Source organism: Nitratireductor alexandrii (assembly GCF_004000215.1).
Lineage (GTDB): Bacteria > Pseudomonadota > Alphaproteobacteria > Rhizobiales > Rhizobiaceae > Mangrovimarina > Mangrovimarina alexandrii.
Genome location: NZ_RBVY01000004.1, coordinates 110,659 through 124,689, shown reverse-complemented (window position 1 = coordinate 124,689; position 14,031 = coordinate 110,659). Strand labels below are relative to the sequence as shown.

General features: G+C 66.2%; 15 protein-coding genes. 11 read left to right on the top strand and 4 right to left on the bottom strand.

What is annotated here, in order from left to right; all coding sequences use genetic code 11:
- The first annotated feature begins 16 nt into the window (after positions 1-16).
- Complete coding sequence (locus tag EP380_RS10100) at positions 17-955, top strand: AEC family transporter (protein ID WP_127598397.1); 939 nt, start codon at positions 17-19, stop codon at positions 953-955.
- Here the strand turns inward: EP380_RS10100 and EP380_RS10095 are convergent.
- Entirely contained in the window at positions 937-2,565 is a 1,629-nt protein-coding gene (locus EP380_RS10095) for an acyl-CoA dehydrogenase family protein (protein ID WP_127598394.1), read from the bottom strand. The two genes, EP380_RS10100 and EP380_RS10095, sit on opposite strands and share 19 nt — an antisense overlap.
- A 273-nt stretch (positions 2,566-2,838) precedes the next feature.
- Here EP380_RS10095 and EP380_RS10090 point away from each other — a divergent pair, with 273 nt between their 5' ends.
- The 6 genes from EP380_RS10090 to EP380_RS10065 all read left to right on the top strand — a co-directional run bounded on the left by EP380_RS10090 (position 2,839) and on the right by EP380_RS10065 (position 8,531).
- Positions 2,839-3,801: an aspartate carbamoyltransferase catalytic subunit gene (locus tag EP380_RS10090; RefSeq protein WP_106569542.1), complete on the top strand. Its 963-nt coding sequence runs from the start codon at positions 2,839-2,841 to the stop codon at positions 3,799-3,801.
- A complete protein-coding gene (locus EP380_RS10085; protein ID WP_127598392.1) occupies positions 3,798-5,081 on the top strand; it encodes a dihydroorotase in 1,284 nt (427 codons plus the stop codon). The genes EP380_RS10090 and EP380_RS10085 overlap by 4 nt, the downstream gene beginning before the upstream one ends.
- A gap of 30 nt (positions 5,082-5,111) precedes the next feature.
- Positions 5,112-5,726 carry a glycerol-3-phosphate 1-O-acyltransferase PlsY gene (gene plsY / locus EP380_RS10080; protein ID WP_127598390.1) on the top strand — a complete coding sequence of 205 codons (615 nt, stop codon included), beginning with the start codon at positions 5,112-5,114 and terminating at the stop codon, positions 5,724-5,726.
- Positions 5,726-6,856, top strand: coding sequence for a DNA-processing protein DprA (dprA, locus tag EP380_RS10075; RefSeq protein WP_127598388.1), 1,131 nt, complete (start codon positions 5,726-5,728; stop codon positions 6,854-6,856). Before plsY ends, dprA begins: the two co-directional genes overlap by 1 nt.
- 143 nt (positions 6,857-6,999) lie before the next feature.
- Positions 7,000-8,064 (top strand): hypothetical protein, encoded by a 1,065-nt coding sequence (locus EP380_RS10070; RefSeq protein WP_127598386.1) that lies wholly within the window; start codon positions 7,000-7,002, stop codon positions 8,062-8,064.
- Between the two features lie 2 nt (positions 8,065-8,066).
- The gene (locus EP380_RS10065; protein WP_127598384.1) at positions 8,067-8,531 is read left to right on the top strand and encodes a hypothetical protein; all 465 of its coding nucleotides are present in this window, start codon (positions 8,067-8,069) and stop codon (positions 8,529-8,531) included.
- 212 nt (positions 8,532-8,743) lie between these two features.
- Here EP380_RS10065 and EP380_RS10060 read toward each other — a convergent pair whose 3' ends face one another.
- Together EP380_RS10060 and EP380_RS10055 are read right to left on the bottom strand one after the other, a co-directional pair.
- Positions 8,744-9,397 (bottom strand): YiaD family glycine zipper/OmpA-like lipoprotein, encoded by a 654-nt coding sequence (locus EP380_RS10060; protein WP_106569549.1) that lies wholly within the window; start codon positions 9,395-9,397, stop codon positions 8,744-8,746.
- Positions 9,398-9,521: 124 nt separating this feature from the next.
- Positions 9,522-9,953 carry a Fur family transcriptional regulator gene (locus tag EP380_RS10055; RefSeq protein WP_127598382.1) on the bottom strand — a complete coding sequence of 144 codons (432 nt, stop codon included), beginning with the start codon at positions 9,951-9,953 and terminating at the stop codon, positions 9,522-9,524.
- A 157-nt stretch (positions 9,954-10,110) separates the two neighbouring features.
- Here EP380_RS10055 and EP380_RS10050 point away from each other — a divergent pair, with 157 nt between their 5' ends.
- From EP380_RS10050 to EP380_RS10035, 4 genes are read left to right on the top strand one after another with little or no spacing between them, the layout of a single operon-like run.
- Positions 10,111-11,004: a metal ABC transporter substrate-binding protein gene (locus tag EP380_RS10050; protein WP_127598380.1), complete on the top strand. Its 894-nt coding sequence runs from the start codon at positions 10,111-10,113 to the stop codon at positions 11,002-11,004.
- Positions 11,001-11,948, top strand: coding sequence for a manganese/iron ABC transporter ATP-binding protein (locus EP380_RS10045; RefSeq protein ID WP_127598378.1), 948 nt, complete (start codon positions 11,001-11,003; stop codon positions 11,946-11,948). Before EP380_RS10050 ends, EP380_RS10045 begins: the two co-directional genes overlap by 4 nt.
- On the top strand, positions 11,945-12,808 hold the full coding sequence (locus EP380_RS10040) for a metal ABC transporter permease (RefSeq protein WP_106569553.1): 864 nt from the start codon (positions 11,945-11,947) through the stop codon (positions 12,806-12,808). Before EP380_RS10045 ends, EP380_RS10040 begins: the two co-directional genes overlap by 4 nt.
- Positions 12,805-13,683, top strand: a complete 879-nt coding sequence (locus tag EP380_RS10035) for a metal ABC transporter permease (RefSeq protein ID WP_127598376.1) — start codon at positions 12,805-12,807, stop codon at positions 13,681-13,683. Before EP380_RS10040 ends, EP380_RS10035 begins: the two co-directional genes overlap by 4 nt.
- On the opposite strand, the gene EP380_RS10030 is transcribed toward EP380_RS10035, so the two are convergent.
- Positions 13,665-13,850, bottom strand: coding sequence for a hypothetical protein (locus tag EP380_RS10030; protein ID WP_127598374.1), 186 nt, complete (start codon positions 13,848-13,850; stop codon positions 13,665-13,667). The two genes, EP380_RS10035 and EP380_RS10030, sit on opposite strands and share 19 nt — an antisense overlap.
- Positions 13,851-14,031: the final 181 nt, after the last annotated feature.

Sequence of the window (14,031 nt, the reverse complement as noted above, 5' to 3'; positions counted from 1 at the left end):
GAAAGCCCCTGCCCCCATGCTCGCCACCTTCGAAAGCACCCTGCCGATCTTTCTGCTTCTGGTCGCCGGCAATGTGTTGCGCCGGCTGCCGCTGGTCGACGAGGCGGCCTGGCCGGGGCTGGAGAAGCTCGGCTTCTGGTTTCTCTATCCCGCGCTCCTGTTCGTCACCATCTTGAACGCCGACTTTGCCGGCCTGCAGCTCGACGCCATGATCGCCGCGCTGATGCTGTCGATCGTGGCGATGGGCGCGCTGACGCTGGCGCTGTGGCCGGCGCTACGCGCCCGCGGCCTGGCGACGGCGCCGGAATTTTCCTCCATCTTCCAGACCTCGGTGCGCTGGAACGGCTTCATGGCGCTGGCGATCGCCGAGCGCATCTTTCCCGCCGCCGGCGTTGCCGTGGTCGCGCTGGTGATGGCGGCGATCATCATTCCCATCAATGTCCAGTCGGTGGTGGTGGTGACGCGTTTCGCCGAGCGCGGCGCGCCGTGGGGTTATGTCGTGCGCTCAATGGCGCGCAATCCGTTGATTCTGGCCTCGGCGGCGGCGCTCTTGCTGCGTGTCTTGCCGTTCGAGCTCTACGGCCCGCTCAACCAGACCTTCGATCTGGTCGGCCGCGCCGCGCTGGGCATGGGGTTGCTGACGATCGGCGCCGGCCTGCGTCCGGCCGACCTGCTGCGCCTGCGCGTGGCGGTCTGGGTGCCGGTCGTCTTGAAACTCGCCGTCTATCCCGCGCTGCTGCTCGGCCTGGCGATACTGTGCGGCGTCACCGGGCCGGAGCTGCGTTATCTGGCGCTGTGCGCGGCGGTGCCGACGGCGATGAACGGGTTCCTGCTGGCGCGCCAGCTCGGTGGCGACGCAGAACTCTACGCCACCGTCACCACGATGCAGACGGCGGTGTCGTTCCTGTCGATCCCGGCCGTTCTGGCGGCGGCCGACTATATCGGCTCGGGATAAAGCGTATCGACGATCATGCGCGCGTCGTGGCGGGCATCGAGCATGCCGTAGGTGCTGCGCCACTGGCCGGCGAGCCGCGTTTCCACGAAGGCGTCGGCGATGTGGCCGGCGCCCAGCCGGCGCAGTTCGGCGGCCGCGGCGGCGAGCGCGAGCTGCTCGGCCAGGATCCGGCCCGCCCCCTCGTCCGAGCGCGCCACGCCGATCGCCGCCCGCAGCACCTCGGTCGTGCCCGGCCCACTCGGCCCCAGATCGGCGGCGATGCCGTCGAGAACCGCTTCCAGCAGGCTCGGCGCCTGCTGGATCACCCGCAGAAGGTCGAGCGCCATGACGTTGCCGGACCCTTCCCAGATGGCGTTGATCGGCGCCTCGCGGTAATGGCGCGCCAACGGCGCCTCTTCCACATAACCGTTGCCGCCCAGACACTCCATCGCCTCGTAGACGATGCTCGGGCAGATCTTGCACACCCAGTATTTGACCACCGGCGTCATGGCGCGGGCAAAGGCGGCCGCGCCGCGATCCTCGGCCGCCTCGTCGAAGGCGCGCGCCAGGCGGAACGACAGCGCCGTCGCGGCGGCGACGTCGAGGGCGAGATCGGCCAAAACGCGAATCATCAGCGGCCGCTCGACCAGCTTTTCGCCGAACACGGCGCGGTGCCGCGTATGGTGCACGGCCTCGCTCACCGCCGCGCGCATGATGCCGGCCGAGGCCAGGGCGCAATCGAGCCGGGTCATGGTGACCATGTCCATGATCGTGCGCACGCCGCCGCCCGGCTCGCCGACCAGCTCGCCGATCGCATTGACGAACTCGACCTCCGAGGAGGCGTTGGAGCGGTTGCCGAGCTTGTCCTTCAGGCGCTGGAAGCGGAAGCCGTTGCCCTCGCCGCCGCCAAGCAGCCGCGGCACCAGGAAGCAGGACAGGCCTTCCGGCGCCTGCGCCAGAACCATGAACGCGTCGCACATCGGCGCCGACATGAACCATTTGTGGCCGGTGATGCGGTAAAACCCCTTGCCGACCGGTTCGGCCTTGGTGGTGTTGGCGCGCACGTCGGTGCCGCCCTGTTTTTCCGTCATGCCCATGCCGAGCGTCAGGCCGGCCTTCTCCACCGGCGGACGGTGCGACTGGTCGTATTTGCGCGTCGTGACGCGCGGCGCCCATTCGCGAAACAGTTTTGGCGAGGCCATCAGCGCGGCCAGCGAGGCGCTGGTCATGGTGATCGGGCACAGATGGCCGCATTCCAGGCCCGCCGTCATGAAAAAGCGCACGCCGCGCACCTGGTGGCGCTGACCGGTCTCGGCCTGGCCGTTCTCCCAGATCGAAGCATGCAGCCCGTTGGCGACAGACCGGCGCATCAGCGCGTGATAGGCGGGGTGGTACTCGACCTGGTCGAGCCGGTGGCCGTAGCGGTCGTGGGTGCGCAGCCGCGGCGCTTCCGAATTGGCCAGCCGCGCCAGATCCTGCGCCTCGGCCGACAGCGCGAAGCGGCCGACGGCGTCGAGATCCTTGCGCACTTCGGCGGAGAAATCCTCGCAAAGCTGCACCAGCAGCGGGTCGCCGCGCCAGGCATTGGCGCCCGACAAGGGCGGAGGCTGGTTGGTCACCTCATGCGTCAACGACGAATCCCCTTCATATGCGGCGCGGCGCGCATGGCGCCGTTGACCCGGTCGCCTGAACCCGACCGTCGCCCCGGATCGGACGGCGCTTTGCGGATTCGCGACACCGGTCAGGCTGTTATAGCGTAGGCATCGTCTTTTACGCGAACACTATTCCGTCGCCAACGCAAGCCCGCCCCGCCCCCTTCCCGGTCGATTCCCTGGGGAGAAGCCGTCGGCGCGGCGGCGGCGGCTTGCGGCAGGCCGCGCCCGGCCCTATAGCAGCGCCTTGAGATGACCCAGCACCCGGCCCTTCCGCTTTACCCGCACCGCCATCTGTTGGGCATCAAGGGGCTGTCGCCGCAGGATATCGAGCTGCTGCTCGACCGGGCGGACCGCGCCGTGGCGATTTCGCGCCAGCCGGAAAAAAAGACCTCGAGCCTGCGCGGGCGCACCCAGATCAACCTGTTCTTCGAGGCCTCGACCCGCACCCAGTCCTCGTTCGAGCTCGCCGGCAAGCGGCTCGGCGCCGACGTCATGAACATGGCGGTGGCCAGCTCTTCGGTCAAAAAGGGCGAAACCCTGATCGACACGGCGATGACCCTCAACGCCATGCGGCCCGACATCTTGATCATCCGCCACGGCTCGGCCGGCGCGGCCGCGCTTTTGGCGCAAAAGGTCGGCTGCTCGGTGGTCAATGCCGGCGACGGTGCGCACGAACATCCCACCCAGGCGCTGCTCGACGCGCTCACCATCCGCCGCGCCAAGGGGCGCATCGCCCGCCTGACGGTAGCGATCTGCGGCGATGTGCTGCATTCGCGCGTCGCCCGCTCCAACATCATCCTCTTGAACGCGCTCGGCGCGCGCGTGCGCGTCGTCGCGCCGTCGACGCTGCTGCCGGCCGGCATCGCGCGGATGGGCGTGGAGGTGCATCGCTCGATGGCGGAAGGCCTCGCCGGCGCCGACGTGGTCATGATGCTGCGGCTGCAGCGCGAGCGCATGGCCGGGGCGCTGGTGCCGTCGGTGCGCGAATATTTCCGCTATTTCGGCCTCGACGCCGAAAAACTGGCATGCGCGGCCGAGGGCGCCTTGGTCATGCATCCCGGCCCGATGAATCGCGGCGTCGAGATCGCCTCCGAGATCGCCGACGGCCCGCAAAGCGTGATCGAGGAACAGGTGGAGATGGGGGTCGCGGTGCGCATGGCGGTGATGGAGGCGCTGCTCGACCCGCGCCGCAACCGGGACGAGGCGGCATGATCACCGCCTTCACCAACGCACGGGTCGTCGATCCGTCGCGCGGCCTCGACGAGCCGGGCACGGTGATCGTCGACGGCGCGGTGATTGCCGCCGCCGGCGCCGAGGCCCGCAACCAGGGCCTGCCCGAAGGGGCGAAAACCGTCGATTGCGGCGGCCACGTCGTCATGCCCGGCCTGGTCGATGCCAGGGTGTTCGTGTCCGAGCCGGGTGCCGAGCACCGCGAAACCATCGCCTCGGCAAGCGCGGCGGCGGCGGCCGGCGGCGTCACCTCGATCGTGATGATGCCCGACACCGACCCGGTGATCGACGACGTGTCGCTGGTGGAGTTCGTGCTGCGCACGGCGCGCGACACGGCGATGGTCAATGTATGGCCGGCCGCCGCCGTCACGCGGCGCCTCGACGGGCGCGAGATCACCGAATTCGGCCTGCTGCGCCAGGCCGGCGCGGTCGCGCTGACCGACGGACGCCGCACGATCGCCAACGCGCTGGTGATGCGCCGCGCGCTCACCTATGCGCGCGATTTCGGCATCGTGCTGGCGCATCACACCCACGATGTCGACCTCGCCTCGTCGGGGGTGATGAACGAGGGCCTGTTCGCGAGCTGGCTCGGCCTGCCCGGCATCCCGCGCGAGGCCGAAGTGATCCCGCTTGAGCGCGACCTCTATCTGGCGCGGCTGACCGAGGGCGCCTATCACGCCGCCGCGATTTCCACCGCCCTGTCGGCCAACGCCGTCGCCCGGGCCAAGAACGACCGCGCCGACGTGACGGCGGCCGTGACCGTCAATCATCTTTCGCTCAACGAGCTCGATATCGGCGAATACCGCACCTTCTTCCGCCTGTCGCCGCCGCTGCGCGCGGAGGAGGACCGGCTGGCCATGGTCGAGGCGGTGCGCGACGGCACGATCGACATGATCGTGTCCTCGCACGATCCCCAGGACGTCGACACCAAAAGGCTGCCGTTCGCCGACGCGGCCGACGGCGCCATCGGCCTGGAAACGCTGCTGGCGGCGGCGCTGCGGCTTCACCACAATGGCGAGGTGCCGCTCCTGCGCCTGGCCGAGCTTCTGTCGAGCGCCCCGGCGCGGCGCTTCGGCCTGCCCGGCGGGCGGCTCGCGCCCGGCGCGCCGGCCGACCTGATCGTCGTCGATCTGGACGCGCCGTGGATCGTGCGCGAAAATGACATAAGCTCCAAGTCCAAGAACACCGCGTTCGAGGGCGCGCGCATGCAGGGCCGGGTCTTGCAAACCATGGTGGCAGGCCGCACAGTGTTTGCAGCCTGACATCGGGCGCCGCCCCTCACAGGAACCGTCATGCCCGACCCGATCAGCTGGCAATTGGCCCTTCCCTATCTCGTCGCCGCACTCGTCTTCGGCTATCTTCTCGGCTCGATCCCGTTCGGCCTTTTGATCACCCGGCTCGCCGGCCTCGGCGACGTGCGCAAGATCGGCTCCGGCAATATCGGCGCCACCAACGTGCTGCGCACCGGCCGCAAGGGGTTGGCGGCGCTCACCCTGCTGGCCGACGCGCTGAAAGGCGTCGTCGCCGTGCTCGTCGCCGGGCTCTACGGGCCCGACCAGGCGGTCGCGGCCGGGCTCGGGGCCTTTTTGGGCCATCTGTTTCCCGTCTGGCTCGGTTTTAAGGGCGGCAAGGGCGTCGCGACCTATCTCGGCGTGCTGATCGCGCTCGCCTGGCAGGGGGCGCTCGCCTTCGCGCTTGCCTGGCTGTCGGTCGCTTTCCTCACCCGCTATTCCTCGCTGGCGGCGTTGGTCGCGGCGATCGTGGTGCCGGTCGCCCTCTACCTCACCAACCACGTCCAGGCCGCCGAACTATTCACGCTGATGAGCGTAATCGTGTTTTTCAAGCACCGTGCCAACATCGCCCGCCTGTTCAAGGGCACCGAAACGCGCATCGGGGCCAAGGGGTAATGGCCGGCGGCGCTGGTGCCGGTCGCCTGAGCGACCGCCAGCGCCTCGCCTGGCTGCGCCTGATCCGCACCGACAATGTCGGACCGGCCACGTTCCGCGACCTGATCAACCGGTTCGGCTCGGCCGAGCGCGCGCTCGAGGCGCTGCCGGAGCTGATGCGCAGCGGCGGCGCGCGCCGGGTGGCGGTGTGCACGGTCGCGGCGGCCGAGGCCGAGATGGAGGTGACGGCCGCCTATGGCGCGCGCATGATCGCCGTCGGCGAACCCGACTATCCGCCGCTGCTGCGGGTGATGGAACATCCCGCGCCGCTGATCACGATGCTCGGCGTGGCGGCTGTGTTCGCCCTGCCCACGGTCGCCATCGTCGGCGCCCGCAATGCCTCGCTGGCCGGCGTCAAGCTCGCCCGCGCGTTTGCCGCCGCGCTCGGCCGCGAAGGCTACGCGGTCGCCTCCGGCATGGCGCGCGGCATCGACGCGGCCGCGCATGAGGGCGCGCTGTCGACGGGCACGATCGCGGTTCTGGCCGGCGGCATCGACAAGCCCTACCCGCCCGAAAATCGCGGGCTCTACGAGGCCATCCCCGTCCATGGCGGCGCGGTCATGACGGAAATGCCGTTCGGCTGGGAGCCGCGGGCGCGCGACTTTCCCCGCCGCAACCGGCTGATCGCCGGGCTCGCCCACGGCCTGGTCGTGGTCGAGGCGGCGCGGCGCTCCGGCTCGCTGATTTCGGCCAGGCTCGCCGGCGAGATGGGCCGGCTGGTCTTCGCCGTGCCCGGTTCGCCGCTCGATCCGCGCGCGGCCGGCACCAACGGGCTTTTGAAGGACGGCGCGCTGCTTGTCACCGGCGCCGACGACATTCTCGCCCATGTCGCGCCGCTGCTCGGCCGCGCCGTCCCGCCGGCCGACGCGCTCGACGAACCGCCCGATTTCGCCGCCACGCCGCCGCCCGGCGACGCCGACCGCGCCCGGGTTGTCGAGGCGCTCGGGCCGACGCCGACCGGCGTCGACGACATCATCCGCCATACCGGCCTGCACGCCGCCCAGGTGTTCATGATCCTGCTGGAGCTCGACCTCGCCGGCCGCATCGAACGCCATCCCGGCAACCGGGTTTCGATGCTTTACGAGGCGTAGCGGTTCGCCGCTGCCTGCTCTACAACTTGCGTAGCATCCGGGGACTATTTGAGAAACGCCGCCGGTCGCGACTCCAGACCCTTTTGCCGAAACCGAATTGGTGTCATCATTCACTTGCTTGGCGACATTCAATATTTCTATGATTGACATCAAAATACAAAACATATCATTCCGGAAGAAACTCAAAGCATCTTGAAATTTTTAAATTTCTGATTGATATTATTATCCGGACGATCCATTCGGTGAATGCCATGATCGGAAAAATACTTGCTTTCTCGGGGTTTTTGATGTCTGCCTTTTGCTCCCTCGGGTGGGCCGGAGAAACATGTGAAGGGCCTGAAACCGGGGGAGTGACAAGCGGTGGTTTCGATTTCACCTATGAGTCATGGATCAAGGAGCGGACGGACACTGGCAAATGGCGCTTCGAGAGATGCGTTCGCAACAGTCACGTCCGGCCGCTTTGGTTCACATGGGAATCGGCGGGATTTTCCGCAGGTGTTGTGAAAGGGGATGACGCTAGCCGAATCTATTTCGATGAAGTGCTTCAAGACAAGGACGACCGAGCAACGGAATTCTGGTATGGGCCACGCCCCGAAAAAATAGAGCCGACGACCGTGTTGCGACCGTCGGAGATCAGCTGGATGCCTGTTGACGGCGCGGTGGTCTGGAAGGCTCAGGTTCGCCAGTCTGACGGGCTGGTGCAGGCTTTCGCTGATAAGGAGCTGTTTGTCGGCTACCTCACACAGTCTGCCGCAGACGGGTTGTTGACCTTGAGCTCTGGGGGAAGAATTGCGGTCCCGGTGCGAGACGATGCGTTGTCGGATCTTGTTGATTCAGAAAGTCAGGTTACCAATGACGACTTCGTCTCCGTAAACGTGTCTATTGCCGAGATATTCTCTCTCGACGAAAATCAAGAGCCCGTCGCCCGCCTGAGGTTCGTCGCAAGCGTCGACGGTCCCGAGTTCTCCAGAATGCTTGAACTGGGCTACAAGCTGCCCGAAATCGTTCTGAGCACCGAGATGGAAAGCCTGACCAAGCGCTTGGGCTTGAGCGACCTCCAACTCTCCGAACCGAGACTTGTCGCGGAGGAGTCGTCTCCGGTTCCAGTCCTTTTCCCGGCGAAACGGACGGAAGGCGTTCTGGTCGTTGAATTCGGTGATGGCTTGGCCCGACTGGCGTTGCCGTTCGGAATGGCCAGCGGAAACTGACCATGGCGCTTTCAGTCAAGGAAGTCTTCGCGGGCTGGAAAATCTGGGGAATTCCCGCACTCGTTGAACTCTTGGCACCCTGGCAGGATGCCCTGACAGGGCTGAAATTGATCTCAGATTATTGGCAACCCGCATTGAACGTATTTTGTTCGGTGTCTGGTGCGCTGGGGGCAATGTTCGCGTATGCCTTCCTACATGACCAGCCAAGACGAACGCAACGCAGGTGGGCGCTGCGGGCTTTGTTGGTATTCGTTGCCACTTTCGCTGTATGCTTTGTCTTGAATATCAGGGTCGGAGTCGACTTTTTTCCAAGCTTGGCTATCCAATGGCTTGTTCGGGCAGCTTGGGTTCTTTCCTATATTGCGGTGTTTTTTTCATCCGGGCTTCTGATACTCGCGCTGCTCCTTGCGGGAAGCGGCGACCGCCCGGTTGGTACCGGCACGACGGAAAAAGCCGCCGGGGATTGATCAACTAGGTTTCGGCCGGTTGCGACGCGCCTGACCGCCGCAGACCACGGTCTCGCCGCCTGCTCCAGATGCCTGTTGAACGTCGGCGCGCTACCGGCAACCGGGTTTCGATGCTTTACGAGGCGTAGCGAATCCCTGCCGCCGGCGGCCATGAAAAAGGGCCGCGCGGAGCGGCCCTCTTGTCGTCGGAAAAAGCGCCGTGCGGCGCGGCGTCAGGTGATCGGCGCCAGGTGGATTTCCACGCGCCGGTTCTGCGCCCGGCCGGCCGCCGAGGCGTTCGAGGCGATCGGCTGGGTCTCGCCGAGGCCGACGATGGCGAAGCGGCGCGGATCGACGCCCTGGCCGCTCAGATAGCCGGCCACCGACGAGGCGCGGCGCTGCGACAGGTTCAAATTGTAATTGTCGTCGCCGGTCGAATCGGTGTGGCCGTAAACGTCGACAATGGTGCGGTTGTATTTCTTCAGCACCAGCGCCACCGAATTGAGCGTGCCGTAGAAGGCCGGCTTGACCGCATCCTGGTCGCTGTCGAAGGTGATGTTGGAGGGCATGTTGAGCACGATCAGGTCGCCCTGGCGGGTGACGCTGACGCCGCTGCCGCGCAAATCGGCGCGCAGCTGGGCTTCCTGCTGGTCCATATAGGAGCCGACGGCCGCGCCGGCGAGCGCGCCGATGCCGGCGCCGATCAGGGCGTTGCGGCGGTCGTTGCCGCCGGCCAGCGTTCCCAGGCCCGCGCCGGCGAGCGCGCCGAGCGCGACGCCGCCGGCGGTGTTGGAGACCTTGCGCTCGCCCGTATAGGGGTCGGTGGTGCAGGCGCTGGCCGCGAAGGCCGCGACAAAGGTGGCGGCCACGATTTTCTTGTTGATCATCAAAATCCCTCTCCTCGTCGACCGCCTGTGACGGTCGATGCTTCAAGTGTGGCCGGTACCGCCAAATTACGGCGAAAACCCGGCCTCGGCTGGTTTTACGGGTGCTGAACCACGGGCGGAAAACTCATGCGGAGCGCCTCTTGCGGCCGTAAAGCTCCAGTTTGTGGTGCAGGATGTCGTAGCCCAGTTCGCGCGCGATCTCGTCCTGCAGTTTCTCGATCTTGTCGGAGCGGAACTCGATCACGTCGCCGGTCTCGACGTCGATCAGATGGTCGTGATGCTCCTCGCCGGCATGTTCGAACCGCGACGGCCCGCCGGCGAAGGCGTGGCGCTGGATCGTGCCGTGCTCCTCCAAAAGCTTCATCGTCCGGTAGACCGTGGACAGGGAGATGTTCTTGTCCTCCTGCACCGCGCGGCGAAAGATCTCGTAGGCGTCGGGATGGTCGTCGGTTTCGGAAACGATTCGCAGGATGATGCGGCGCGGGCGCGTGATGCGGATGCCGGCCTTGCGCAGCTCCGCCTCGTGGTCGACCCGTCCTGTCGCGTTCTTCGTCATGGCCGGACTATGGTCCAGATGACAATCAGTTGCAAATGGCACGCGGCACCGTCCCACGTTTTTTATTGCAAACGATTTGCATTTGCATTGACAGGCGAAATCGGGACGCTATTGTCGCGGCCGACATCACGCTTGCCGATCCGAACTGGAGACATGAATGCGTCTGACCGCCCTGGCCTTTGCCACGTTTTTTTCCATCGCCGGCGCCCTGCCCGGCGCGGCCGCCGCCGCCGAACGCCTGAAAGTCGTGACCACCTTCACGGTGATCGCCGACATGGCCCGCAACGTCGCCGGCGAGGCCGCCGACGTGGTGTCGATCACCAAGCCGGGCGCCGAAATCCACAATTACCAGCCCACGCCGGGCGACATCCTCAAGGCGCAGGACGCCGATCTCATCTTGTGGAACGGCCTCAATCTCGAATTGTGGTTCGAACGCTTCTTCCGCAATCTGCGCGACGTGCCCGGCGTCATCGTGTCGGAGGGCGTGGAGCCGATGGGCATCGCCGAGGGCCCCTATTCCGGCAAGCCGAACCCGCATGCCTGGATGTCGCCGACCAGCGCGCTGATCTATGTCGACAATATCCGCAAGGCGCTGGTCGAACGCGACCCGCAGAACGCGGCGACCTACGACGCCAACGCGAAAACCTATGCCGACGAAATCACCGCCACCATCACGCCGATCCGCGAGCGACTGCAGCAGATTCCCGAGGAGCGGCGCTGGCTGGCCTCCAGCGAAGGCGCGTTCAGCTATCTGGCGCGTGATTTCGATCTCAAAGAGCTTTATCTTTGGCCGATCAACGCCGACAGCCAGGGAACGCCGCAGCAGATCCGCAAGGTCATCGACATCATGCGCGACAACAACGTGCCCGCGATCTTTTCCGAAAACACCGTCTCCGACAAGCCGGCCAGGCAGGTGGCGCGCGAGACCGGCGCGGCCTATGGCGGGGTGCTGTACGTGGATTCGCTCAGCGAACCGGACGGGCCGGTGCCGACCTATCTCGACCTGTTGCGGGTGACGACCGAGACGATCGCCGAGGGGCTTTCGGAATGAATCTGGCCGCACTGCCCGAGACCAGGACACGCGCCGGCCAGAGCGGTCTTGTCGCCGACAAGGTCACCGTGACCTACCGCAACGGCCACACCGCGCTGTTCGACGTCGATTTCGCCATCCCCCGGGGCACGATCACCGCGCTGGTCGGCGTCAACGGCAGCGGCAAGTCGACGCTGTTCAAGGCGATCATGGGGTTCGTGCCGCTCGCCCGGGGCTCGGTCTCCATCCTGGGCGAGCCGGCCGGCCGGGCGCTCAAGCGCAACGTGGTCGCCTATGTGCCGCAATCCGAGGAGGTCGACTGGAATTTTCCGGTCCTGGTCGAGGACGTGGTCATGATGGGCCGCTACGGCCACATGAACTTTCTGCGCCTCGCCTCGCGCCAGGACCGCCGCCTGGTCGACGCCGCGCTCGAGCGCGTCGGCATGAGCGCGTTTCGCAAGCGCCAGATCGGCGAACTCTCCGGCGGGCAGAAAAAGCGCGTCTTCCTGGCGCGCGCGCTCGCCCAGGAGGGCGAGGTCATCCTGCTCGACGAGCCGTTTACCGGCGTCGACGTCACCACCGAGGCCACCATCGTCACGCTGTTGAAGGAACTGCGCGACGAGGGCCGCGTCATGCTGGTGTCGACCCACAATCTGGGCAGCGTGCCGGAATTCTGCGACCGCGCGATCATGATCAACCGCACGGTTCTGGCCGCCGGACCGACCGAAAAAGTCTTCACCAGGGCCAACCTCGAAGCCGCCTTCGGCGGCGTGCTGCGCCATTTCGTGCTTGGCGGCGCCGACCTGCACGACGACGCCGATACCCGCCAGGTCACCGTCATCACCGACGACGAACGCCCGTTCGTGCTTTACGGGGAAAAGGGCGAGGACGGCGCGCCGAGCCGGCCGACGGCGCTCGACGCCGAAACCGAAGTCGACGACACGACCGGGCAGGCGAAATCATGATCGCGACCCTGCTCGAGCCGTTTTCCTACGGCTACATGATCAACGCCATCTGGGTCAGCGCGCTGGTCGGCGGTGTATGCGCCTTCCTGTCGGCCTATCTGATGCTGAAAGGCTGGTCGCTGATCGGCGACGCGCTGTCCCACTCGATCGTGCCCGGCGTGGCCGGCGCCTATATGCTGGGCCTGCCGTTTTCGCTCGGCGCGTTCCTGTCGGGCGGGCTCGCCGCCGGCGCGATGCTGTTCTTGAACCAGCGCACCAAGCTGCGCGAGGACGCCGTCATCGGGCTGATCTTCACCTCGTTCTTCGGCCTCGGCCTGTTCATGGTCTCGCTGTCGCCGGCCTCGGTCAACATCCAGACCATCGTGCTCGGCAATATTTTGGCGATCACGCCCGGCGACACGCTGCAGCTCGTCCTGATCTCCGGCGTCTCGCTGGCCGTGCTCCTGGCCAAGTGGAAGGATTTGATGGTGGTGTTTTTCGACGAAAACCACGCCCGTTCGATCGGCCTCAACCCGTTCTGGCTCAAGGCGGTGTTTTTCACCCTGCTGTCGGCGTCCACGGTCGCCGCGCTGCAGACCGTCGGCGCCTTTTTGGTGATCGCCATGGTGGTCACGCCCGGCGCCACCGCCTATCTGCTGTGCGACCGCTTTCCGCGCCTGATCCTGGTCTCGGTCGCCATCGGCGCGCTCACCAGCCTGACCGGCGCCTATCTGTCCTATTTTCTCGACGGCGCCACCGGCGGCATCATCGTCGTCCTGCAGACGCTGGTCTTTCTTGCCGCCTTCGTCTTCGCGCCCAAGCACGGCATGCTGGCCGCCCGCCGCAAGGCGCGCGCCGTCCTGGAGGCCACGCCGTCATGATCGACACGCTGCTTTTGCCGTTCGCCTTTCCCTTCATGCAACAGGCCTTCGTCATCGCCGTGCTGGTGGCGCTGCCGATGGCCTTGTTGTCGACCTTCCTGGTGCTCAAGGGCTGGTCGCTGATGGGCGACGCGGTCTCGCACGCCGTCCTGCCCGGCATCGTGCTGGCCTACATGGCCGGTATTTCGCTGGCCGTCGGCGCGTTCGCCGCCGGCATGGTCTGCGCTATCGCCACCGGTTTCCTCAAGGAAAACAGCCGCGTCAAGGAAGACACCGTCATGGGTGTGGTGTTTTCGGGCATGTTCGGCCTCGGCATCGTGCTTTATCTGTCGATCGAGACCGACGTGCATCTCGACCATATCCTGTTCGGCGACATGCTGGGTGTGGTGTGGGCCGACGTGGCCGAAAGCGCGGTGATCGCCGCGCTGGTGTGCGGCCTGCTCATGCTGCGCCGGCGCGACCTGCTGCTTTTGTCCTTCGACGAACAGCACGCGCGCGCCATCGGCCTGCCGGTGCGTCTGCTGCATTACGGGCTGCTCGCGGTGCTGTCGCTGACCATCGTCGGCGCGCTCAAGGCCGTCGGCATCATTTTGGCGATCGCGATGCTGATCACGCCGGGCGCCACCGCCTTCCTGTTGGCGCGCCGTTTCGGCCCGATGATGGCGATCGCGGCCCTGGTGGGGGTCTTGTCGAGCTTCTTCGGCGTCTATCTGTCGTTTTTCATCGACAGCGCGCCGGCTCCGACCATCGTGCTGTTGATGACGGCGTCCTTCCTCGCCGCCTTCGTGCGCACCCGTCTTGCGGCGGCGCGCACCGAGCGCGCGGCCGCCCGCGGCCAGGGCGCTCACGGCTCGGTTCACACACCGGACCCGTAAGGCCAGAAGATGTTCAGCATGACCACGAGAACGAAGATCGCGACGGTCTTGACCAGGGTTTTGCGTCCCTTGCTCAAGCCGTCGCATGCGGATGTGTGATCGGTGATCCAGATAACGAGAAAGACGATCGCCCCCGTGGCGATCATATGAGGGATGTCGAACGTCAACGCACACTCTCCCGCCTGGTGCGTTCCCCTCGAAGTGGAAGCCGGTTCGCCGCTCGGAAACGCGTCAAAACAACAAGTCAGAACCGGTCCGCAAATCCGCGAAAAGCAGGACGGCTCCCGCACCCGGGCTTGCCGCGCGGCCGGTCGGGGTCGCGCGCCGGTACCGGACCCGGCGAAGTAT